At 67.5% G+C, this 21,509-nt stretch carries 19 protein-coding genes and 1 riboswitch; of the genes, 11 read left to right on the forward strand and 8 right to left on the reverse strand.

The window, feature by feature from the left end; all coding sequences use genetic code 11:
- The first annotated feature begins 101 nt into the window (after nucleotides 1-101).
- Together ACUVWL_RS16640 and ACUVWL_RS16645 are read left to right on the forward strand one after the other, a co-directional pair.
- The gene (locus ACUVWL_RS16640; protein WP_014645542.1) at nucleotides 102-578 is read left to right on the forward strand and encodes a hypothetical protein; all 477 of its coding nucleotides are present in this window, start codon (nucleotides 102-104) and stop codon (nucleotides 576-578) included.
- Between the two features lie 69 nt (nucleotides 579-647).
- Nucleotides 648-1,127: a tRNA (cytidine(34)-2'-O)-methyltransferase gene (locus tag ACUVWL_RS16645; RefSeq protein WP_049441773.1), complete on the forward strand. Its 480-nt coding sequence runs from the start codon at nucleotides 648-650 to the stop codon at nucleotides 1,125-1,127.
- A 202-nt stretch (nucleotides 1,128-1,329) separates the two neighbouring features.
- Here the strand turns inward: ACUVWL_RS16645 and ACUVWL_RS16650 are convergent, their stop codons facing one another.
- Complete coding sequence (locus ACUVWL_RS16650) at nucleotides 1,330-2,493, reverse strand: acyl-CoA dehydrogenase family protein (RefSeq protein ID WP_046427898.1); 1,164 nt, start codon at nucleotides 2,491-2,493, stop codon at nucleotides 1,330-1,332.
- A 257-nt stretch (nucleotides 2,494-2,750) separates the two neighbouring features.
- Here ACUVWL_RS16650 and ACUVWL_RS16655 point away from each other — a divergent pair, with 257 nt between their 5' ends.
- Together ACUVWL_RS16655 and ACUVWL_RS16660 are read left to right on the forward strand one after the other, a co-directional pair.
- Nucleotides 2,751-4,427 carry an electron transfer flavoprotein-ubiquinone oxidoreductase gene (locus tag ACUVWL_RS16655; RefSeq protein ID WP_041862952.1) on the forward strand — a complete coding sequence of 559 codons (1,677 nt, stop codon included), beginning with the start codon at nucleotides 2,751-2,753 and terminating at the stop codon, nucleotides 4,425-4,427.
- 65 nt (nucleotides 4,428-4,492) lie between these two features.
- Nucleotides 4,493-4,894, forward strand: a complete 402-nt coding sequence (locus tag ACUVWL_RS16660; protein ID WP_014645538.1) for a c-type cytochrome — start codon at nucleotides 4,493-4,495, stop codon at nucleotides 4,892-4,894.
- Here ACUVWL_RS16660 and ACUVWL_RS16665 read toward each other — a convergent pair.
- On the reverse strand, nucleotides 4,888-8,487 hold the full coding sequence (locus ACUVWL_RS16665) for an ATP-binding protein (protein WP_445978578.1): 3,600 nt from the start codon (nucleotides 8,485-8,487) through the stop codon (nucleotides 4,888-4,890). The two genes, ACUVWL_RS16660 and ACUVWL_RS16665, sit on opposite strands and share 7 nt — an antisense overlap.
- A 75-nt stretch (nucleotides 8,488-8,562) precedes the next feature.
- Between ACUVWL_RS16665 and ACUVWL_RS16670 the strand changes: the two genes are divergently transcribed.
- From ACUVWL_RS16670 to pnuC, 7 genes are all read left to right on the forward strand, one after another.
- Nucleotides 8,563-9,201 carry a response regulator transcription factor gene (locus tag ACUVWL_RS16670; protein ID WP_014035550.1) on the forward strand — a complete coding sequence of 213 codons (639 nt, stop codon included), beginning with the start codon at nucleotides 8,563-8,565 and terminating at the stop codon, nucleotides 9,199-9,201.
- A 375-nt stretch (nucleotides 9,202-9,576) separates the two neighbouring features.
- Entirely contained in the window at nucleotides 9,577-10,347 is a 771-nt protein-coding gene (locus ACUVWL_RS16675) for a hypothetical protein (RefSeq protein ID WP_049441770.1), read from the forward strand.
- Nucleotides 10,348-10,459: 112 nt separating this feature from the next.
- Nucleotides 10,460-12,448: a peptidoglycan-binding protein gene (locus ACUVWL_RS16680; protein ID WP_111206065.1), complete on the forward strand. Its 1,989-nt coding sequence runs from the start codon at nucleotides 10,460-10,462 to the stop codon at nucleotides 12,446-12,448.
- A 247-nt stretch (nucleotides 12,449-12,695) separates the two neighbouring features.
- Nucleotides 12,696-13,103 (forward strand): glycine zipper 2TM domain-containing protein, encoded by a 408-nt coding sequence (locus tag ACUVWL_RS16685; RefSeq protein WP_014645533.1) that lies wholly within the window; start codon nucleotides 12,696-12,698, stop codon nucleotides 13,101-13,103.
- A 121-nt stretch (nucleotides 13,104-13,224) separates the two neighbouring features.
- Nucleotides 13,225-14,349, forward strand: a complete 1,125-nt coding sequence (locus tag ACUVWL_RS16690) for a phosphotransferase enzyme family protein (RefSeq protein ID WP_445978579.1) — start codon at nucleotides 13,225-13,227, stop codon at nucleotides 14,347-14,349.
- Nucleotides 14,350-14,447: 98 nt separating this feature from the next.
- Nucleotides 14,448-14,543, forward strand: a riboswitch (TPP riboswitch).
- 70 nt (nucleotides 14,544-14,613) lie between these two features.
- The gene (locus tag ACUVWL_RS16695; protein WP_111206050.1) at nucleotides 14,614-16,803 is read left to right on the forward strand and encodes a TonB-dependent receptor; all 2,190 of its coding nucleotides are present in this window, start codon (nucleotides 14,614-14,616) and stop codon (nucleotides 16,801-16,803) included.
- A gap of 8 nt (nucleotides 16,804-16,811) precedes the next feature.
- Complete coding sequence (pnuC, locus tag ACUVWL_RS16700; RefSeq protein ID WP_046427881.1) at nucleotides 16,812-17,381, forward strand: nicotinamide riboside transporter PnuC; 570 nt, start codon at nucleotides 16,812-16,814, stop codon at nucleotides 17,379-17,381.
- A gap of 104 nt (nucleotides 17,382-17,485) precedes the next feature.
- On the opposite strand, the gene ACUVWL_RS16705 is transcribed toward pnuC, so the two are convergent.
- The 6 genes from ACUVWL_RS16705 to ACUVWL_RS16730 form a co-directional block, all read right to left on the reverse strand.
- Nucleotides 17,486-17,905 carry a hypothetical protein gene (locus ACUVWL_RS16705; protein WP_111206051.1) on the reverse strand — a complete coding sequence of 140 codons (420 nt, stop codon included), beginning with the start codon at nucleotides 17,903-17,905 and terminating at the stop codon, nucleotides 17,486-17,488.
- Between the two features lie 119 nt (nucleotides 17,906-18,024).
- The gene (locus ACUVWL_RS16710; protein ID WP_126411590.1) at nucleotides 18,025-18,330 is read right to left on the reverse strand and encodes a hypothetical protein; all 306 of its coding nucleotides are present in this window, start codon (nucleotides 18,328-18,330) and stop codon (nucleotides 18,025-18,027) included.
- 69 nt (nucleotides 18,331-18,399) lie between these two features.
- On the reverse strand, nucleotides 18,400-19,374 hold the full coding sequence (locus tag ACUVWL_RS16715; protein WP_241887712.1) for a Dyp-type peroxidase: 975 nt from the start codon (nucleotides 19,372-19,374) through the stop codon (nucleotides 18,400-18,402).
- 123 nt (nucleotides 19,375-19,497) lie between these two features.
- Complete coding sequence (locus ACUVWL_RS16720) at nucleotides 19,498-19,866, reverse strand: VOC family protein (RefSeq protein ID WP_197606300.1); 369 nt, start codon at nucleotides 19,864-19,866, stop codon at nucleotides 19,498-19,500.
- A 68-nt stretch (nucleotides 19,867-19,934) separates the two neighbouring features.
- Nucleotides 19,935-20,702: a helix-turn-helix domain-containing protein gene (locus tag ACUVWL_RS16725; protein WP_445978580.1), complete on the reverse strand. Its 768-nt coding sequence runs from the start codon at nucleotides 20,700-20,702 to the stop codon at nucleotides 19,935-19,937.
- A 125-nt stretch (nucleotides 20,703-20,827) separates the two neighbouring features.
- Nucleotides 20,828-21,403: an OmpO family porin gene (locus ACUVWL_RS16730; RefSeq protein ID WP_005411880.1), complete on the reverse strand. Its 576-nt coding sequence runs from the start codon at nucleotides 21,401-21,403 to the stop codon at nucleotides 20,828-20,830.
- Nucleotides 21,404-21,509 lie beyond the last annotated feature (106 nt).

The raw sequence follows: 21,509 nt of genomic DNA on the forward strand, positions 1-21,509 counted from the left end.
CTGAACAAATGCAGGAAATCGAAAATTCTTCTTGCATCCCCAGAACTGGTGTACTACCTTACTACCACACCACTGATCACCAACACTAAACAGGCCCCGTCATGAACGCCAAGACCATTGCCATCGCCATCGCCCTGATCGCCGGCACCGCGGTTGTTTCGTCGGTGCAGGCCTCCGAATCCATCAAGACCCTGGCCACCGTGCAGGTTCGCCCGGCGGCCGACCAGCTGGCCCAGCAGGCCTGGGAACAGGCCAGCGGCATCCCGACCCTGGCCACCGTGGAAGTGCGCCCGAGCGCCGACCAGCTGGCCGAGCGCAACGGCTACGTCGCCGCCCCGGTCGCCGCCGCGATGCCGATCACCACCCTGGCCTCGGTGGAAGTGCGCCCGAGCCTGGAACAGCGCGTCGCCCTGGCCGCCGAACTGGAAGCCCAGCGCTACGCCGCCACCCTGGCTGCCGCTGCCACCAGCGTCGCCAACCAGGTGATCGTCAACCTGCCGGCCCTGCAGGTGCGTCCAAGCGCTGCAGACCTGCAGGCCCTGGCCACCGAAACCGCGCAGGTCCTGCTGCGCCCGTAAGCGGTGCCGCCCTGCCCAGCGCAGGGCGTGCGCCGTAGAGGCGGCGGTCGTCGCAGGTACACTGCGCCGATGAATGCCGCGCCCCCGTTCCACGTGATCCTGTTCCAACCGGAAATCCCGCCCAACACGGGCAATGTGATCCGGCTCTGCGCCAACACCGGCGCGCAGCTGCACCTGGTCGAGCCGCTCGGCTTCGCACTGGAAGACAAGCAGCTCAAGCGCGCCGGCCTGGACTACCACGAGTACTCGCGCCTGCAGGTGCACCCCGACCTGGACACCGCGCTGGCGCGGATCGCACCGAAGCGGTTGTTCGCCCTGAGTACGCGTGCCAGCGTCCGCTATGACAGCGTGGCGTTCGAAGATGGTGATGCCTTCCTGTTCGGCCCGGAAAGCCGTGGCCTGCCGCAGGACGTGCTCGATGCGCTGCCGGATGGCCGCCGCCTGCGCCTGCCGATGCGGCCGGGCAACCGCAGCCTCAATCTTTCCAACACCGTTGCCGTGGTGATGTACGAGGCGTGGCGGCAACATGGGTTTGCCGGCGGCGCGTAAACCGCCTCAGGTGGGTGCGAAGCACTGCTGATGGGTGTGACCTGCTTCTGGTGGGTGCGGACCTTGGTCCGCACAAATGCCTGGTCGCGCGCTGAAGGAGTGTGCCAACCAAGGTTGGCACCTACCAAAGACAGGTCAAGGCGGCTGCAGAAACTTCTGGAAAGATGTGCCAACCAAGGTTGGCACCCACCGGAACCAGGTTTCAGAACGCGTTGATGCCGGTCAGTTCGCGGCCGATCACCAGCTGGTGCACGGTCTCGGTGCCTTCATAGGTGATCACCGATTCCAGGTTCAGTGCATGCCGGATCGCCACGTGTTCGGTGGTGATGCCGGCCCCACCCAGCAGATCGCGACATTCGCGGGCGATGTCGATGGCCATGCGGCAGTTGTTCCATTTGGCCAGGCTGACCTGCTGCGGCTGCAGCTGCCCGGCTTCCTTCAGGCGGCCCAGCTGCAGGGCCAGCAGCTGCGCGGTGGTGATGCGGCGGGCCATTTCGGCCAGCTTGATCTGCGCGCTCTGGGTGGCCGCCAGCGGGCGGCCGAACAGCACGCGCTCCTTGGCATAGCCCAGCGCTTCATCCAGGCAGGCAACGGCGGCACCGATCGGGCCCCAGCTGATGCCGTAACGGGCCTGGGTCAGGCAGCCCAGCGGCCCCTTCAGGCCCTTCACGTTCGGCAGGCGATGGCTGTCGGGCACGCGCACGTCATCGAAGAACAGCGCGCCGGTCAGCGACGCGCGCAGGCTCATCTTGTGCTTGATCTCCTGCGTGGTGAAGCCGGCCATGCCCTTCTCCAGCACGAAGCCCTGGATGCCGTCCTCGGTCTGCGCCCAGACGATGGCCAGGTCGGCCACCGGGCCGCTGGTGATCCACATCTTGCTGCCGCTGATGCGCCAGTCGCTGCCGTCGCGCACCGCGCGGGTCTTCATGCTGGCCGGGTCGGACCCACCGTGCGCCTCGGTCAGGCCGAAGCAGCCGATCAGTTCGCCGCGCGCCATCGCCGGCAGCCACTGCTGGCGCTGTTCCTCGCTGCCGTAGGCATAGATCGGGTACATGCACAGCGAGCTCTGCACCGAGACGAAGCTGCGCAGGCCCGAATCGCCGCGCTCCAGCTCCTGGCAGATCAAGCCATAGCTGACCGCACCCAGATCACCGCCGCCGTATTCGGCCGGCAGGGTGGCGCCCAGCAGGCCCAGCGAGGCGATCTCCGGCACCAGTTCAGAGGGGAAACGGGCCTGGTCGAAGGCATCGCCGATGATCGGCAGCACGCGCTCGTTGGTGAAGCGGGCGACGCTCTCCTGCACCGCGCGCTCTTCCTCATTGAGCAGGGAACGGACATCGAACAGATCGTACGGATGCAAAGCCATGGCACTCACGCGCAGTCAGGACCCGGCCATTGTCGGTCATCCGGGCAGAGCGTGCCGACCAGGGTCGGCACCCACCCGGGCCGCAGCCTTACGCTGCACCGCAGCAATCGTGACGTGAACATCGGCGATCTAGCTCGATCACGCGCGGCCCGGTACCCTGACACATTCAAACAACCGTTTCGCTCGTGGCTGCACGCGCGATTCCCAGGCACCGCCGGTGGCCCCGATGCCGGCCCTACCCACGAGTCATGCAATCGATGAGCGCTGAAGCCAACGCCCTGCCCCCGCGTGAAGTAATGGAATTCGACGTGGTGATCGTCGGCGCCGGCCCCGCCGGCCTGGCCACCGCGATCCGCCTGCGCCAGCGCGCGATCGAAGCCGGCCGCGAGTTGTCGGTGTGCGTGCTGGAGAAGGGGTCCGAACCAGGCGCGCACGTGCTGTCTGGTGCGGTGATGGATCCGCGCGCGCTGACCGAGCTGTTCCCGGACTGGGCCGAGCGCGGCGCACCGCTGAAGCAGAAGGTCACCCGTGACGAATTCCTGTTCCTCAGCGAAACCGGCGCGCGCAGCACGCCCAACGCGCTGCTGCCGGAGTGCTTCCACAACGAAGGCAACTACATCATCAGCCTGGGCGAAGTGACCCGCTGGCTGGCGCAGCAGGCCGAGGCGCTGGAAGTGGCGATCTTCCCCGGCTTCGCCGCAGCCGAGGTGCTGTACGGCGACAACGGTGAAGTGATCGGCGTGGCCACCGGCGACATGGGTATCGAGAAGGATGGCAGCATCGGCCCGGCGTTCGAGCGCGGCATGGCGCTGCAGGCGAAATACACGATCTTCGCCGAAGGCGCGCGCGGCCATCTCGGCCGCCAGTTGATCGCGCGTTACACGCTGGACGAAGGCAAGGACCCGCAGGCCTACGGCATCGGCATCAAGGAGCTGTGGCAGATCGACCCGTCCCGGCATGAGCCGGGTCTGGTGGTTCACGCCGCCGGCTGGCCGCTGGACAGCGACACCTACGGCGGCGCGTTCCTGTACCACGCCGACGGCGGCAAGGTCGCCATCGGCTACGTGGTCGGCCTGGACTACAGGAACCCGTGGCTGAGCCCATTCGAAGAGTTCCAGCGCTTCAAGACCCATCCGTCCATCCGCAAGCACCTGGAAGGCGGTACCCGCATCGGTTACGGCGCGCGTGCGATCACCGCCGGTGGCCTGCTGTCGCTGCCGAAGACGGTGTTCCCGGGCGGTGCACTGGTCGGCTGCGAGGCCGGCTACCTCAACGCCAGCCGCATCAAGGGCAGCCATGCCGCGATCAAGACCGGCATGCTGTGCGCCGACGCCGCGTTCGACGCGCTGGCCGCCGACCGCCAGCACGATGAACTGAGCGCCTACCCGAAGGCGTTCGAAGCCAGCTGGCTGTTCACCGAACTGCAGCAGGCCAAGAACTTCAAGCAGTGGTTCAAGAAGGGCCAGACCGTGGCCACGCTGATGACCGGCGTCGAGCAGTGGCTGCTGCCGAAGCTGGGCGTGCGCAACCCGCCGTGGACCCTGCACCGCACGCAGCCGGATCATGCCTGCCTGGAACCGGCCGCCAAGCACACCCGCATCGCCTACCCGAAGCCGGATGGGGTGCTGACCTTCGACCGCCTCAGCTCGGTGTTCCTGAGCAGCACCAACCACGACGAGAACCAGCCCAGCCACCTGACGCTGAAGGACCCCAGCATTCCGGTGAAGGTGAACCTGGCCGAGTACGCAGGCCCGGAAGCCCGCTATTGCCCGGCCGGTGTGTACGAGTTCGTTGGCGAAGCCGACAACGCGCGCCTGCAGATCAACGCGCAGAACTGCGTGCACTGCAAGACCTGCGACATCAAGGATCCGACCCAGAACATCGTCTGGGTGACCCCGCAGGGCGGCGGCGGCCCGAACTACTCGGGCATGTGATCGCCCCGGGCTGCGACCGTGTGTCGCAGCCCGACCGCTCCACCGCACCGCTATCCTGCCCACCCATGCGTGCCTGCCGCCTGCTCACCGCCGTTGCCGTGGCCCTGCTTGCCACGGCCTGCCAGCGCCCGCCCGCGGTGCCGGCCACGCCCGAACAGGCCCGGCAGCAGGCCATGCAGCGCGCGTTCGAACTGTGTGCCGGCTGCCACACCGTGCAGCCCGGTGGCATCCACCGCTTCGGACCCAACCTGCACGGCGTGATCGGCCGCCGCGCCGGCAGCCTGCCCGACTATGGGTATTCCGACGGCATGCGCCGCGCCGACATCACCTGGACCGCACAGACGCTGGATACCTTCCTGCAGTCACCCACGCACCTGGTGCCGGGCACCCGCATGTACAACGCCTTCCCCAGCGCAGAACGCCGCGCCCTGGTGATCGCCTACCTGCAGCAGCAGTCGGCTCAGTGAGCCAGGCGCTGCAGCTGTTGCTGCAGCCGCGCCACGAACGTCGTTACGGTGGCGAACAACGGCGCCGTATCGGCCTCTGCCGCATCCTGCAGGCGCTCGACCAGGGCATTGGCCTGCTGGGCCAGTGCCGTGGCCCCGATCGCCCCGAGCCCGCCGGCCTGGCGATGCAGGTGCAGCGCCGCAGCCTGGCGGTCGCCAGCCTGCACGGCGCGCTGCACGGCGGCCAGGTCACCCTCGCTGGCCTGCAACAGGCTGTCGCGCAGCTGCTCGGCCACCACGCGCGAGCCGAAGCGCTGCTGCAGGGTGGCCAGATCAGGCAATGCTTCACCGTCGTCGGCGGCAACCTCCGGCACCGGCACCTCGAACGACTGGCCCTGGGCCTGCGGCAGCCAGCGCAGCAGCGCCGCACGCAGCGTGGCCAGCGACAGCGGCTTGGCCAGTACCTCGTCCATGCCGGCCTCGCGGCAGCGGCGCGCATCGTCGTCCAGCACGCTGGCGGTCAGCGCCAGCACCGTCAGCCGCGGCTGGCCGGTACGGCCCTCGCGTTCGCGCAGCAGGCGGGTGAAGCCAAATCCATCGAGTACCGGCATGCGGCAGTCGGTGATCACCAGGTCGAAGCTCTCCGACGACAGGCGATCCAGCGCCTGCTGGCCATCGCCCAGCAGCACATGGGGCACGCCCAGCTGCTGCAGCCGCCACGCCATCATCGCCTGGTTGGTCGGGTGGTCCTCGATCACCAGCACCCGCGCCTGGCGCAGCGCGGCGGGCAGCAGCGCGGACTGGTCCTGCTCGGCCAGCAGTGCCGCCGCGTCCTCGCTGCCGGCCTCCACCAGCGATACCCGCACTTCGGCGCGGGTTCCTTCGCCCAGCGTGCTGTGCAGGGTCAATTCGCCCTGCATCATCTGCACCAGTCGCTGGCAGATGCTCAAGCCCAGGCCAGTGCCGCCGTGGTCACGCTGGATGTAGGCACCGGCCTGCGTAAAGGGCGCGAACAGGTGCTGCAGTTGTTCCGGTGCGATGCCGATGCCGGTGTCGGTAACGCTCAGGCACAGCGGTTGCACGCCGTCTTCGCTGGTCGGCCCCAGCACCTCCAGCTGCAGGCGCACCTCGCCCTGTGCGGTGAACTTGATGGCATTGCTGAGCAGGTTGAACACGATCTGGCGCAGCCGCACGCCGTCCACTTCGTGGGCCGGCGCCAGCTCGGGATCGATCTGCACGTGCAGCGCCAGGCCACGCGCGCTGGCCTGGGCCGACAGCAGGCGGCACACGCTCTCCAGCAGGGGCCGCAGCGGTTGCGGCACCGGTTCCAGGCGCAACGCCCCTGCTTCCAGCCGCGAGTAATCGAGGATGTCATCGAGGATCTGCCGCAGCATCTGGGCCGAATCCTCGATAACGCCGAGGATGCGCTGCTGTTCGCTGTCCAGCGGTGAGTGCGCCAGCACCTCCAGCATCCCCAGCACGCCACTCATCGGCGTGCGGATCTCATGGCTCATCGTGGCCAGGAAGCGCGATTTGGCCTCGGCGGCCTGCTCGGCGTCCGCCTTCGCCGCCGCCAGGGCATCGGCCTGCATCCGCGCTTCGCTCACGTCCACCCAGTAACCGCTCCAGATCACCGCGCCCTCTTCGGCGGCATAGGGGTGGGCCTGGCTGCGCACCCAGCGCACGCCCTCCCCATCGCTGCGCAGGCGGAACTCCAGGATCAATGGGGCGAACTGGCGCGCGGCCTGCTCGATGGAGTGCAGGATGTGCGCGCGGTCCTCTTCCTCGATGCGTTCCAGCAACACCCTCGCATCCTGTTCGGCCTGCTGCCGTGTAATGCCGAACAACGCAGGCAGGTCACCGGCGATGAACGGGAAGCTGAGCGCGCCATCGGCGTCGCGACGCGCCTGATAGACCACTGCAGGCAGGTTGTCGGTCACCTCGGCCAGACGCTGCTCCAGCTGGCGACGTCCTGCCACCTCGCGGCGCAGCCGCCAATGGCCGACGCCATGTACCAGCAGCGCGGTCAGCAGCACCAGCAGCACCGGCACGCCCCACCGCAGCACCTTGTTCCAGTCGACACCGTTGCGGTACTCCACCCCCAGCCAGGCATTGCGCAGGGCCTCGCGCTTGCGTGGGGTCATCTGCAGCAGCAGGCGATCGAAGGTGGTAGCCAGTGCCGCGTGGCGGCGGTCCACAGCCAGCACCAGCTGGTCGTTGAAGCCGGCCGGTGCCGCCACCTGCAGCCGCCCCGGGAAACGGCTGCGCAGCAGGTGATCGACCACGGCAAGGTTGCCGATGTACGCATCGGCGTCGCCAGCGAGCAGGCGCTGCAGCGACTGTTCGGCGCTGCGTGCAGCGATGATCCGCGCCTGCGGTGCCTGCTGCAGCACGTAGCCGCGCACACGCTCCGGGTCGGACAGCAGCACGCGCTTGCCCTGCAGGTCAGCCAGGCCCAGCAGCGACTCGCCATCGCTCCTGACCACAATCACGTTCGGCACGCTGATGAAGGGCTGGCTGAACACCCAGTCCGGGCCCAGGTACCGTGAATCGACAGGAATGCCCATCACCGCCTGCAGCTCACCGCGGCGGGCCTTCTCGCGCACCTCGTACCAGTCGTGGCTGTCCTCGACCTGCAGGTTGGCACCGGCCTGCATCAGGCGCTGCAGGTATTCGCTGGCCAGCCCGCTGGGCCGGCCATCCTCGCCGGTGAACGACAGTGGCGCGGCATTCGGGGCGAAACCGATCTTCAACGGCTGCTCCAGCACGCGCTTCTCGGCCTGGCTCAGCGCCAGCTGCGCCGATGCCGACCAGTGCGGCGGTGGCAGCCATCGTTGTGCGAGGGCATCACGCTGGGCCTGGCTGGTGGCCGCCAGCGCCAGGTCCAGGGCTTCAGCCAGGGGTTGCTTGCTGTTGGGAATGCCGAAGTGCAGCCGTTCAGGGGGCAGGTCGCTGGGCCGCAACAGCGCCACGCCCTGCAGGCGCCGGCTGGCAATCAGCTCGGTGGCGACAAAGGCATTGCCGATGTAGACGTCGGCCTTGTCGTCTCTGACCATCTGCAATGCGCTCAACGTGTCGTTTACGACAAGCTGGCGGGCACGCGGGAATCGGGCGCGCACCTGCGGACCGGTCAGGAAATCCTGCTCGATCACCACCCGCAGACCCTCCAGGTCGGGCATGTCGGAGGCACGCAGGTCGTCCGGCCGGCCCACCAGGGCCAGCGGCGCTTCGCTGTAGGCCGCGGTATAGACCATGCAGCGGGTGCGGTCGGCACTGAGGCCGACACTCATCACCACGTCGATCTCGCCACGACATGCCGCATCCAGCACGGATGTCCAGTCCGGATAGCGGCGCGCCTCGACCTTCATGCCGAGCTGGCGTGCAAGATGCGACAGGTAGTCCGGTCCCAGACCGACCTGCTGGCCGTCACGGAGGGACTCGAAGGGCGGCCAACCGCTGTCATACTGCCCGACAACGATGGTCGGATGCGCCACCAGGTATTCGCGCTGCAACGGGCTGAGCGGCAGCAGCCCAGGGGCCGGCTGTGCCTGGGCCACGGGCAGGGCCAGCACCGCCAGCAGCAGGAGCAGCCCGCGAACAGCCCACCTACGCATCTGCGTCGATCTCCTAGAATCCTGCCAGGGACCGCGATGGTCGCGGCCCGGCGTGCCCGATGGCCATACTAGAGCATGAGCTTGCGCATCATCATCGCAGACGATCACCCGGTGGTCCGCATCGGTACCCGCGCCGTCATCGAGTCGAGCGGCGTGGGCCGCGTGGTCGGCGAGGCCGACAGCGCGCAGGCGCTGATGACCCTGCTCGCCAACCAGCCCTGTGACCTGCTGGTCACCGACTACTCCATGCCGGGCAGCCCGCAGGCCGATGGCTTCGCCATGATCGGCATGATCCGCCGCCGGCATCCGGACCTGCCGGTGCTGATGCTCAGCGTCTCCAGCAACCTGGCGATCCTGCGCATGGTGCTCGACAGTGGCGTGCTCGGTCTGGTCGACAAGAGTTCGTCAATGGACGAGCTGCCGCAGGCCATCCAGTCGGTGTACCGCGGCCAGCCCTACATCAGCCGCAGCCTGCGCGAGCGGGTGGACGCGGCCGGCAGCTGGCGCATGCGCGAGGGCGACGGCAAGCCGTTGTCACCACGCGAAGTGGAGGTGCTGCGACTGCTCGGCACCGGCATGACGGTGAAGGAGATTTCGCTGCAGCTGCACAAGAGCGTCAGCACCATCAGCCGGCAGAAGGGCGACGCCATGCTCAAGCTGGGGTTGAAGGGCGACGCCGAATTGTTCGACTACCTGCGTGATGGCAAGATCTGAGACGCACTTCACATCACAGACCCGGCTGCCGCCCCCCTCTTTGACGGCCTGCGGATCTGTGCCAAGATGGACAGGCATGAGTTCTCAATGCGAGGTCGAAGGAATCGACCGGCTCATGTCCTCGCTCCCGTCCGTGGTGGATGGGGTGCGGCTTCCTGCCGGCCGTCTGGCCCGGCAACGCTGACCATGGAGAGGCGCATGCAGTCCCCCCCCGAGCTACGTTGGACCCTGCCGTTGCGGCCCCTGCGCGCATTCGCGGCATGCCTGCTCGTCTCCCTTTCCGCTGCCGCCTGCAGCGCCGCCGATCCGGCCCCCTCGTCCTCCCGGCCTGCGCCTGCGCAGGCTGCCAAAGCGCCCCGACAGGATGTTGCCCCGATGCAGAACCCCTCTCCCGATGCCGCCGTCACCCCGCCCGACGCGCCGTCCGTGATGTATTTCATCTACCAGGTGGATGGCGATGGTGCGACGTCCTATGAGGTCCAGAACGGCAGCGTGGCGACCTTCTGGTTCGGCCACCGCTTCACCCTGGACGGCACCACCTACTACACCGGTTTTTCCTGGGACACCCGCGAGCACTACGGCAAGCCGGGCGAACAGCAGCCGGCCGGCCCCGACGACCGCGCCAATCTGGCCGAGGCCACCTTCGTACTGGCCGGCGGCGACGCGAAGAAGCCGTGGAAGTTCCGTGGCCAGGAATGGACCATCGGTGCGCTCGGCGCCTACGACAAGGCCGACGACGTCGATACCCGGCGCAAGCCGATCGAACACCGCACCGCCGACGGCCGCCTGCTGCTGGCGGTGCCGACCAGCAGCTTCGACCGCGGCATCAGCAGCAGCGGCTACGCCCTGCTGCTGTTCAACCCCAAGCGCAGCGAGGACGACCTGGACAGCAAGGTCTGGCGCTACGTCGGCTCGGTGCGCACCGGCGAAGACAACAGCGCGGCCTGCGACGACGGCAACGTGATGCCGTGCACCGACAGCGATGGCGAACTGGCCTTCGTGGCCGATGGCAACGGCCTGCCGCAGCTGACCGTGACCTTCAAGGGCACCACCATCGAAGCCCCGGGCAAGACCCGCGCGCTGGGTGCCGGCGACACCGTGCACTACCGCTTCGACAGCAAGGCCCAGCAGTACATCGCGCCCTGATTTCCATCCGCCGCAGGCGGGTTACCTGTTGACCGACATGTTCTTGACTCACGGATGAGTCCGGTTGGCGATTCGCGGCATCGGCCGCTCCATCAACCCCGAGGAAAACGTCATGGCACAGCATGACTACAGCAAAAAGGAAGTCCTGGACATCGTCGAGCAGGTCGCCCGGCAGAAGGGCATCCCGGTCGATGACTTCATGCGCTTCGCGCACATCGAGACCGGCGGCACCTTCAACGAGCGCGCCCACAACACCTCGACCGGCGCCAAAGGCCTGTTCCAGTTCGTGCCCGGCTCGGCCCGCCAATACCACCTGACCGGCCACGAATTCGACCCGACCCGCAACACCGAAGCCGCCGCGCAGATGTACCAGGACAACCTGGGCTCGATGGCGCGCCGCAATGAGCGCACCGGCCACCCGTACCTGTCCGGCGGCGACACGCCGACCGGCCTGGACCTGTACCTGGCCCACCAGCAGGGCAGCGCCGGCTATGGCTCGGTGCAGACCGCGATCGCCACCGGCACCTTCGGCGTGGTCCGCAACGGCCATGGCGAAGAGATCAACATGCGCCGCAACGTGCTCAACCAGATCGGGTCCGATGCCAAGGCGCTGACCGGCCACACCCTGGCCGAAATGCGTGGCATGAACGACGGCGACCTGGCGCGGACCTTCTCCAGCTACTACATCCACAAGTACGCAGCGATCAGCATCCCGGAAAAGCACATCACGCCGCAGACCGTGGCACCGGGCCAGGCCCAGGCTCCAGGCACACCTGCGCAGACCGCCGCAGTGGGTGCCGCTGCGGCCACGCTGGCGGCGACCGCAACGGCTCCTGCTGCGCCGAAGCCGGGCATCGAACTGCACGCCGCGTACGACGCTGGCGTGAAGTACGACGATGTGAAGTACGCCATCAACATCCCGGGCCACGCGCTGTACGTGCCGGGCAAGACCGGCAAGAACGTGGACCAGGGCTACATCGATTGCTCCGGCTGGGTCGGCACCCTGCAGAACCGGACCATGGACGAGATCAACCAGAAGGCCGGGCACGCTGTCTTCAGCAAGGCCGACCGCATCGACCTGGGCAACCTCGGTTCCGGCGGCATCGTGCACAAGGCCGTCGAACAGTCCGGCGTGCTGCTCGAGCGCGACGCCATCCTCAAGCCCGGTGCGCTGAAGGAAGGCATGGTCATCGGCCTGGATACGGCCAGGACCCGCCACGAGCACTGGAATGGCATCGACCACATCGTGATGGTGGTGCGCGACCCGAACACCGACAAGCTGCTGATCAGCCAGTCCACCGGCAGCAAGGGCGTGCACACCATGCCGGTGGAGGATTACCTCAAGCAGGTGAAGGACCACCCGCACTGGAAGCTGTTCGCGTCGGACCCGTTGTCCAAGGCGCGCGACCTGCTGGAAAGCCGCACCCAATCGCATGAGCAGACCCAGGGCAAGCCTGCGGCCGAACACAAGGCCGCTGCCGCCCCGCACGCCGAGCTGTACAAGCCGGGCGCGCACAGCGAGGGCGTGCGCAAGGTGCAGGAGCAGCTGGGCCACCTCGGCTATGCCGGGGCCGACGGCAAGCCGCTGGCCGAGGACGGCCGCTTCGGCCGCAATACCGAAGCGGCGGTACGCCAGCTGCAGAAGGACAACGGGCTGATTGCCGACGGCATCGTCGGTGCAAAGACGCTGGATGCGATCAAGGAGGCCCGCGAGCGCCCGCTGCTGAACGACGAGCGGCACCCGCGCAATCCGATGTACCTGCAGGCCACCGAAGGCCTGGAGCGGATGCCGGCGGGCACCTTCAAGGACCGCCACGCGCTGGAAAGCGCCGCAGCGGCCCTGACCAGGGAGGCGCATGCCGCCGGCCTGCAGCGCATCGACGCGGTGGTGCCCAGCCCGAACGGTGAGCGCCTGTTCGCCGTGCAGGGCACGGTCGGTGACCCGGCGGCCAGCCGCGTTGCGGTGGAAACCCGCACCGCCAGCGAGCAGAGCATGGCGCTCAGCAGCGGCGCGGTGCAGGGCGCGCCGAACGTGCTGCACCAGCAGCAGGACGCGCAGCAGGAACAGACCCGCCAGGCGCAGAAGGCCATGGGCGTCTGAGCCCGCAGCGCCTTGCAGACCGGGAGGGGCCGCGCCATGCGCGGCCCTTTCCCTTTCTGCCAGCTGAGCGGTAAAAGCCACTTTCAGCCTTGCTTCATGCCGCCTGCCGCTAGATGAATGCGCAAGCCGCCCGGTAGGCCAGGCAATGTTCCGGCAATGTCGGAACGCCAGCGTGGTCTCCACGGCAGCCGGGGCGCCCCGCGCCCTCCCTGCCCAGCGTGGCATGCACCTCACAGGAGAACCGAACATGCTCAGTACTTCCACACTCAGCTTCCGTGGTCTGGCGATGGCCCTGGCACTGGTTGCCGGTGTCGCCGTGGTCAGCGATGCCAGCGCGATGTCGAGGAAGGACAAGCGCACCCTGGTCGGCGCCGTGGTCGGTGGCGTGGCCGGCAACCTGCTGTCCAACGGCGACCCTGCGGCCACCGTCGGCGGTGCCGTGGCCGGCGGCGCGATCGGCAACCTGACCACCTCCGACCGCCGCGACCGCCGTTACTACGACAATCGCCGTTACGACGACCGCTACGATCGCCGTTACGACCGTGGCTACTACCGCAGTGGCTACTACGACCGTGGCGATGACCGCCGCTGGCAGCGTGAGCGCTACTACGACAACCGCTACTACCACGACCGCGGCCGCCATCGCGGCTGGTAAGCAGCGCCGACATACCGATGACGCGGAGACGGGCGGGTCGATGACCCGCCCGTTTGCGTTGGCCACGCGCATGGCGTTGAATGCGCAGCCTTGGATGTGACTTTCCCGATCGGACTGTGGCATGACGTCTTCCTCCCACCGCGTGCAGGGCCTCAACAACGACGAGGTCGCTGCCGACTGGCCACCGATCAGCGCGGCGGACATCGCGTGGCTGAGTACGCGTTACCCGCAGCTGGGCGGGCACAGCCAACCGCGCTGGCACAGCCCGCGGCCGCTGTCTGCCGCCGCCATCGTCGACGACACGCGCGGCGCGGTGTTCATCAAGCGCCACCACCACAGCGTGCGCAGCGCGGCCTGTCTGGAAGAAGAACACCACTTCATCGCCCATCTCGCCGCCGCCGGCGTGCCAGTGGTGCAGGTGCTGCCGGCCACCGATGGCCACACTGCGGTCGAACACGGCGAATGGACGTTTGAACTGCACGATGTCGGCGTGGGCGACGACCTGTATCGCGACGCGGTGTCGTGGTCGCTGTTGACCGATGTCGCGCAGGCCCGCGAAGCAGGGCGCACGCTCGCACAGCTGCACCGTGCCGCCGCCAGCTACCACGCGCCCCAGCGCAGCACCCATCTGCTGGTGGCGCGCGACGACCTGATCCGTGCCGACGATCCGATCGCCGCCATCAAGGCAGGACTGGATGAACGTCCCGGGCTGGCACGCTATCTCGCGCGCATTCCATGGGAAGCACAGCTGCAGCGCGACGTGCTGCCGTGGCACGCCGGCCTGGCCGAGCGCCTGCGCGCCGAGCCCCGGCTGTGGGCGCACAACGACTGGCATGTCTCCAACCTGCTGTGGCGCAACGGCGAGGTCAGCACCGTGCTGGATTTCGGCCTGGCGTCGCCCACCAGCGCGCTGTTCGACCTCGCCACCGCGATCGAGCGCAACGCCGTGGCGTGGCTGGAACTGGAGCGCGGCATGGAGGCAGTGCGCATCGATATCGCGCTGGCCCTGCTCGACGGCTACCGCGAGGTGCTGCCGTTGTCGGCGGCACGCGTGCACCTGCTGGCCGACCTGCTGCCAATGGTCCATTTCGACTTCGCACTGTCCGAAGTGGAGTACTTCGAAGGTTTCACCCGCTCAACCGCGAATGCCGACGTGGCCTGGCAGCCCTTCATGCTGGGCCATCCGGCGTGGTTCCACAGCGCGCCGGGGCGGGCACTGCTGCAGGCCCTGCACGCCGTCGCGTGATCCGGTTGACGCAGCGTTGCGGTCAGATCCCTTTCCGCAGGAAAGGGATCTGACCCCGGCTGGCGCTCGCAAATCCGTACCATTTGTAGTGAAATGGTCACCTGAAGCGGGGGTGCCTGGATCTGCCAGGCTGAGAGAGTCCCTTGGAACCTGATCCGGTTTGCACCGGCGTAGGGAGCTTTGAGCCGCAGCCACACCCCCATCATGGGCCGGTGCACCTGCGCGCCGTCGCTTCGTCTCCCTTGTTGTCCGAAGACGAACCGAATGAACCGCTGCCTGCGCCCCACCCTGCTCTCACTCGCCCTCTGCGCCGCGCTGCCGCTGCATGCCAGCGAGGCCGAGGCCACCACCGATGCGGCTGCCACTGGTGCCGAACGCTCGCCGACCGAACTGGCGGCGGTGCGCGTGGAGGCCGGCAAGCCGAAGGCCGATACCTCGCGCGTGAATGCCTTCGGCGGCGGTTCGTGGAAGGACACGCCGGCTTCGGTGAACGTGCTCGAGCGCGACTATCTCGAACGTCGCCAGGTACGTTCGCTGTCCGAGCTGGCCAGCAACGATGCCTCGCTGGGTGATGCGTATGCACCTGTGGGCTACTACCAGAACATCGCCATCCGGGGCTTCGCGCTGGACGCCGCCACCGGCTACCGCTTCAACGGGCTGTCCATCGCCGGCGAGCAACGCTTGGCGCTGGAGAACGTGCAGTCGGTCGAGATCCTCAAGGGTGAAGCCGGCCTGGCGGCAGGGGTGATGGCGCCGGGCGGGATCATCAACTACATCGGCAAGCGCCCGGCTGAAGTACGCACCGCCACGCTCGGCACCGATTCGGAAGGCTCACGCTACGTCGCCGTCGATGTCGGCCACTGGATCACCCCGCGTTTCGGCCTGCGCCTGAATGCCGCATGGGACTCCAGCAATTCCTACGTCGCGCACGCCGATGGCCGCCGCAACTTCTACTCGCTGGCCGCCGACTGGCTGATCGGCGAGCGCGGCAAGCTGGAAGTAGATGCCAACTACCAGACCAGCTCGCAGCGCTCGGTGTCCGGCTACCAGCTGCTGGGCGCGCGTGACCTGCCGCGCGGTGTCGACCGCGAGCACCTGCTCGGCTACCAGCCGTGGCAGCGCCCGGTGGATATCGCCAGCACCAACATCACCGCGCTGCATACCTACGACTTCAACGATGCCTGGCAGTCGCGCGTCTCGGTCGGCCACAGCCGCTCGGTGATCGATGACAACGTCGCCTTCGCCTACGGTTGCTACTACGCCGTGCAGTGCGCCGATGGCAGCGTGCCAGGCAACTACTTCGCACCCAACGGCGACTACGATGTCTACGACTACCGCAGCCCGGACGACACCCGCCGCAACCAGCAGGCCCGTGCCGAGCTGCGTGGCCGCTTCGAGACCGGCAGCGTCGGCCATCAGCTGACCCTCGGTGCCGACTACTTCCGCCGCACCGTGGACAAGCGCCCGAGCGTCAACGAGTACGTCGGCACCAGCAACATCCACGACCCGCAGGTGCCCGTATTCGCGCCGTCGCCGAAGATGCCCGGCCCCTCCGCACGACGCCTGGACAGCCGGCAGACCGCGTTCTTCGCGCTGGACCGGATGAGCTTTGGCGATGACTGGCAGTGGTTGGCCGGTGGCCGCTTCGTGCGCCTGGACGAGCGTGCCTACGACAAGCGTGGCGTTCCGCAGCGGCACAGCCGCCTGTCGCGGTTCCTACCGCAGACCGCGGTGGTGTGGAAGGCCACCGATCAGCTCAACGCCTATGCCAGCTACGTGCGCGGCATTTCGCTGGGCCAGGAAGCGCCGTTCTGGACCAGCAATGCCGACACTTTCCTGCCGTCGGTGCAGTCGCGCCAGCTGGAAGTAGGCGTGAAGTACGTGCCGGTCGAGGCGCTGACCCTGGGCGCAGCCGTGTTCCGCATCTCGCAGCCGTACCAGTACGCCAGGCCCGACAGCAGCGACGTCGGCTACACCTTCGTCGAGGAAGGCACGCAGACCCACACCGGCCTGGAGCTGACCGCCAACGGCCAGCTGACCGACGCACTGCAGATCGTGGCCAGCGCCAGCATGCTGCAGGCCCGGGCGCGCGACACCGGCACGCCGGCCTATGAGGGCCATCAGCTGGTGAACGTGCCGAAGGTGCGCGCCAGCGTGCACGTGGCCTACGCGTTGCCGTTCGTGCAGGGCCTGGACGTGACCGGTGGCTGGCGCTATGCCGGTGCCAACGTGGCACGCGCCGACGGTGGCGTGCGCGCGCCGGACTACTCGGTGTTCGATGCCGGCCTGCGCTTCCAGCATCGCCTGCACGAACGCGCGGTGACCTGGAACCTGTCGGTGGACAACGTATTCAACCGCTTCTACTGGCGCGATACCGGCAGCAGCGGCGGTGACTACTACCTGTTCCCCGGTGCACCGCGACAGGCCCGCCTGTCGGTGACGTTCGCGCTGTGAGCGGCGTGATGCTCGAGTGGACCGCCGCGCTGTGCAGCATCCTCGGCGTCTGGCTGATGGCCAGGCGCCGGCTGTCGGCATGGCCGGTGGGCCTGCTGTCGGTGGCGCTGTATGGCCTGGTGTTCGCCGAGGCCAAGCTGTACTCGGACACCCTGCTGCAGGTCGCCTTCGGTGGCTTCCTGGTCTATGGCTGGCTCAACTGGCGGCAGCACGCCGCCGATGAGGGCAGCATCCGCATCGTGCCACTGGCACGCGGCACGCTGCTGCGCGACCTGGCCTTCGGCCTGTGCGGTGGCGTGGCGCTGGGTGCGGCCATGCACACCTTCACCGATGCCGCGCTGCCCTGGCTGGACGCGATGCTGACCGCGCTGAGCCTGGTCGGCCAGTGGTGGCAGGCACGCCGCCACGTGGCCTGCTGGTGGGTGTGGATCGCGGTGGACGTGGTCTATGTGGGTGCGTACCTGTTCAAGTCGCTGCACGTGACCGCGGCACTGTACGTGTTCTTCCTCGGCCTGGCCGTGTTCGGGCTGCGCGCATGGAGCGCCGCCGCGCGTGAACCGCAGGTGGCAACGCGATAGAGCCACGCCATGCGTGGCCGGGCTACCGGTAGTCGCCAACCTGGGTTGGCGCGCCTGCCGACCAAGGTCGGCATCTACCCACCACATCCACGCATGGCATGGATCTACTTCGGCTCCAGCAACAGGCCCAGGCGCATCGGTTGGCGCATGTCGGCCGGCGGTGCCGCCTGCAACGGCGCGGCCTGCAGCGTCGCGCGCAGGTCGGCGTCGACCTGGGCATCGCCCAGGCTGTCGAATTCCAGTTTCGAAATACGGCCATCCGCCGCGATCCACACGCTCACCGGCAGCGGTGCCGGTGTGTCAGGGTGCGCCTGCAACCACGCCAGCACACGCTGCGCCTGCGGGTCCTGTTCCTGCTGCAGGCGCTGCTGCAGCTGGCCACCCACGGCGGCGGCGTAGGCCATCCAGTGCGCAGGGGCTTCCTGCGCGGAAACGCTGGCACTCCCCAGTGCCAACGCGCCGAACACCGTGGCCAGACGCCGCCACCAGCGGCGCATGCCGGTCCTGTTCCCTGCCATGGCCATCACCTGCCTCCTGCGCTCCCATCCAGCGCGCCATGGTCGGCGCCCTAGATGACAGGCGGATGGCGGGCCATGATGGCGCCGCGCGTCGAGCTTGCCCGATTGCGAGGGATTGCCTTCGATCAGTCCAGGCAGGCCTTCAGATCATCACGTGTCCAGCCGGTGAGACCTGCACCCTTCCAGTAGCGTGCAGACGTACCAGCCGGGACAGGGGCAAGCTCGACAATGGCAATCACCCCATGGTTCACAGGGTTGTCGATGACAATGCGCTGCCCGGATTCAGTGGGCAGCACGCGCACGACCTTATTGCGTTGTGTCCACGTCTGGGACAGGCAGACGGTGACCTGCTGTACCGATTTCGAAGAAGCAAATGACTCGGGTGCTTGTTCAAGCAGACCAGGTGCTGTCGAGCAGCCGGCGATGCCCATGAACAATGCCGCCAGGAATGGGGCTCTCAAGACAGACATACGTCCTCCAGATGCATACGCGTGCGTTGATCACTCGCCCAGGTCGGCCAGCACCTTGCGCGAGGGCGCGAAGAAGGTCACGCCGGTGGTGGCGGTGGAGAAGTCGAGGATGCGGTCGTGCAGCGGTGCAGGATTACCGATGAACATGCGCTCGAGCATCTTCTCGATCACCCACAGGCGGCGCGTGTAGCCGATGAAGTAGGTGCCGTACTCGCCGCGGCCAGGGTTGGCGAACGGCATGTTGTCGCGCAGGATCTCGTGCTCGCCGTCGGCATCCTCGATGGTGCATAGCGTCTTGTGCGATTTCTGCGCATCGGCCGGCGCGTCGTCCAGCTCGATGTTGTCGTGCTTGGTGCGGCCGATGATCGCCTCCTGCGCCTCGGTCTTCTGCGCGCGCCACGCATCGAGGTTGTGCAGGTACTTCTGCACCACCACGTAGCTGCCACCTGCGTGGTCCGGATCCTCGTCACCAACAATCGTGGCTTCGGGCAGCGACAGTCCTTCCGGATTGGCGGTGCCGTCGACGAAGTCGAGCAGGTCGCGGCCATCGAAATAGCGGAAGCCGGCCACGTCATCGACTGCTTCCACCGCATCGCCGAACGCCATCAGCAGGTTGCGCTCGAACGCCACGATCAGGTCCATGGTGCGTGCGCGGATGTGGTACAGCAGGTCGCCCGGCGTGGACACGGCAGTGTGGGTCGCGCCCTTGATCTCGCGGAACGGCTTCAGCTCGCGCGGCGGCGTGGAGCCTACCAGCGGCTGCCACACGCGATGGCCGATGGCCACGTTGCAGGTGAAGGTGCGCTCGATCTCGCGGATGGCGGTGTTCTTGATCAGATCGTCGGTACTGGCGAGCACCTCGCGCGCCTTGGCGATCGACGCCTCGTCATCCTTCACCTTCAGCACCAGGAACGCCGCCGAATGGGTGAGCGGCGCAGTGATCTGCTGCGGCTCGTTGTCGAGCGTGTGGTTGACGGCGGTGATCGGTGCGGGCTGGGAGTTCACGGCGGTTCCTGCTGGCTTGAGGCGGACGCATCGCGTGTGGCGATGTGCGGGCGATCATAGCGGAACCGCCTGACCGGGGACGGAGCGGTTCTCGTTCCGTCCACCGGCGAAGGTACGAAGACTTCAGTCCACATCACTCCAGACCGCCAGCTCGTAGCCGTCCAGATCGCGGAAGTGGAAGCGGCGGCCGCCGGGGAAGGCGAACACCGCCTGCACCACCTCGCCACCGGCGGCGACCACGCGCTGCTGTGCGTCGGCCAGGTCCGCGCAGTACAGGATCACCAGCGGACCGCCGTGCGCATGCACCGCTGCGTCGGCCACGAAGCCACCTTTCAGGCGGCCGTCGTCGAACTCGGTATAGGCCGGACCATAGTCGGTGAAGCGCCAGCCAAACACCTCACCGTAGAAGCGCTTGCTGCGTGCGATGCTGGCGACGGCGAATTCGATGTTGTCGATGCGGCGTTCGGCTTCGTGGGTAGCTTCGTGGCTCATGAGGTTGCTCCGTGATTGGAACCCCAGCTTCGGTCAGCGCGGCACGGCGGTCTTGAACAAAACGGCCATCATTGTCCCCACTCCAGGCGCAGCTCGCTGGCGGTCATGCCAGTCAGCTCGCGCGCCTCGCGGCTGAGATGGGCCTGGTCGGCATAGCCGGCATCAGCGGCCAGCATCGCCAACGAATGCTGTGGCAGCGCGCGACTCTGGCGCAGGAAACGTTGCAGCCGCAGGATCCGCTCCAGCGTCTTGGCGCCGTAGCCGAACTGCGACTGGCTGAAACGCCGCAGGCTGCGCGGGCTCAGGCCCAACTGCGCCGCCAGCGTATCCAGCGTGGCATTACCCGCGGCGAGCGCTTGGAACATGACATGGGCGCGCTGCGCCGGCGTATCGAGCGCGGCCGCACCCATGTGCTGTTGCAGGCAGTGCGCCATTCGCTGCAGGCGCTGTGCAGGCGCGGTGTCGCCGATGGAGGCCGCCGCCTTGTTCGCCCACGCGCCCTTCAGATCAGCCAGTGGCACGGCCTGGCCGGTGATCCCGGCCAAAGGCAGGCCCAGCGCGGCCAATGCCTGGCCGGGGCGGAAGCGTGCGCCCAGCACCTGCGCACCGGGTGCCAGCGCCGGGTGCGCGGCCACACGGTCCGGGCCGACGACGAACAGCGCACCGTCGCGCCAGAGGATATCCACGCAGCCATCGGGCAATACGGTGATGTGCCCATCGGCATCGGCAGGAAGCTGGCTCTGCCACAGCTGGCCAAAGTGGCCGCGCAGCGGCGCAGGCGTCAGATGTTCCTGGTAGGTCGTGCCGGTGCCTGCAAGAGAGGAAGGGTCGCCCATGCCGCATTGTGGCGCCACGGGGCCCATAAAAGTGAAGCCCGGCGCGAGGCCGGGCTTCGGTTGGCGTGTGGGAGAGAGAGAGAGAGTCACACGCCAGCACAACACGCACTAACGACAGGCGTTTGTTACCAGGTGAAGCGCGGGCCCACGAACCACTCGCGGTCGCCGGCCTTGGCCAGCTTCACTTCGCCACTCAGGCCCCAGTTCTGGTTGAACTTGGCGGTGGCGCCGACACGGCCGTAGAACTCGCCGTCCGGGTTGATGCCGTGCTTCTTGGTGTAGTCCTCGTAGCCGGCCATCACGTAGCCTTCCACGTACGGGTTGAACGCGGTGCGCACGCCGACTTCGGTCGAGTAGCCGTTGAAGTCCAGGCCATGCTTCATGTCGAACTTCTGGTACGCAACGCGGGCCACCAGGTCGGTGTTCGGTGCGATGCCGTAGTTGTAGCCGGCACCGATGCGCCACTGGTCGACGTCATTCTTGAACTTGTCGGTCTCCTGCGCGCTGTAGTCGCCGAAGATGTGGAAGTTCGGGTGCACCGCCACGGAACCCTTCACCTTCCAGCCATCGGCGTCGCCGCCCTTGGCATCGGTGTTCACGTAGCCGCCTTCAACGTAGTTGTACGACAGGCCGTCGGTTGCCGATGCAGCGAACGGCAGGGCAGCCAGGAGACCCAGGGCGAGCAGCGAATTCTTGTTCATCGGGACACACCTTTAATTATTTTGGTTTCGTCGGCCGCCTCCCGGGAGGGGGAGAGAGAGGAGGCGGTCGACAGGTGTGAATTATCCGTTAGGGGGTCTAATCGAC

This window comes from Stenotrophomonas muris, from assembly GCF_052751275.1.

Coding starts and splice junctions, on each gene's coding strand:
- ACUVWL_RS16640 (WP_014645542.1), top strand. CDS start 102: ATGAACGCCAAGACCATTGCCATCGCCATCGCCCTGATCGCCGGCACC.
- ACUVWL_RS16685 (WP_014645533.1), top strand. CDS start 12,696: ATGCTCAGTACTTCCACACTCAGCTTCCGTGGTCTGGCGATGGCCCTG.
- ACUVWL_RS16670 (WP_014035550.1), top strand. CDS start 8,563: ATGAGCTTGCGCATCATCATCGCAGACGATCACCCGGTGGTCCGCATC.
- ACUVWL_RS16665 (WP_445978578.1), bottom strand. CDS start 8,487: ATGCGTAGGTGGGCTGTTCGCGGGCTGCTCCTGCTGCTGGCGGTGCTG.
- ACUVWL_RS16730 (WP_005411880.1), bottom strand. CDS start 21,403: ATGAACAAGAATTCGCTGCTCGCCCTGGGTCTCCTGGCTGCCCTGCCG.
- ACUVWL_RS16720 (WP_197606300.1), bottom strand. CDS start 19,866: ATGAGCCACGAAGCTACCCACGAAGCCGAACGCCGCATCGACAACATC.
- ACUVWL_RS16645 (WP_049441773.1), top strand. CDS start 648: ATGAATGCCGCGCCCCCGTTCCACGTGATCCTGTTCCAACCGGAAATC.
- ACUVWL_RS16650 (WP_046427898.1), bottom strand. CDS start 2,493: ATGGCTTTGCATCCGTACGATCTGTTCGATGTCCGTTCCCTGCTCAAT.
- ACUVWL_RS16660 (WP_014645538.1), top strand. CDS start 4,493: ATGCGTGCCTGCCGCCTGCTCACCGCCGTTGCCGTGGCCCTGCTTGCC.
- ACUVWL_RS16705 (WP_111206051.1), bottom strand. CDS start 17,905: ATGGCCATGGCAGGGAACAGGACCGGCATGCGCCGCTGGTGGCGGCGT.
- ACUVWL_RS16725 (WP_445978580.1), bottom strand. CDS start 20,702: ATGGGCGACCCTTCCTCTCTTGCAGGCACCGGCACGACCTACCAGGAA.
- ACUVWL_RS16710 (WP_126411590.1), bottom strand. CDS start 18,330: ATGGGCATCGCCGGCTGCTCGACAGCACCTGGTCTGCTTGAACAAGCA.
- ACUVWL_RS16675 (WP_049441770.1), top strand. CDS start 9,577: ATGCAGAACCCCTCTCCCGATGCCGCCGTCACCCCGCCCGACGCGCCG.
- pnuC (WP_046427881.1), top strand. CDS start 16,812: ATGCTCGAGTGGACCGCCGCGCTGTGCAGCATCCTCGGCGTCTGGCTG.
- ACUVWL_RS16655 (WP_041862952.1), top strand. CDS start 2,751: ATGAGCGCTGAAGCCAACGCCCTGCCCCCGCGTGAAGTAATGGAATTC.
- ACUVWL_RS16680 (WP_111206065.1), top strand. CDS start 10,460: ATGGCACAGCATGACTACAGCAAAAAGGAAGTCCTGGACATCGTCGAG.
- ACUVWL_RS16695 (WP_111206050.1), top strand. CDS start 14,614: ATGAACCGCTGCCTGCGCCCCACCCTGCTCTCACTCGCCCTCTGCGCC.
- ACUVWL_RS16690 (WP_445978579.1), top strand. CDS start 13,225: ATGACGTCTTCCTCCCACCGCGTGCAGGGCCTCAACAACGACGAGGTC.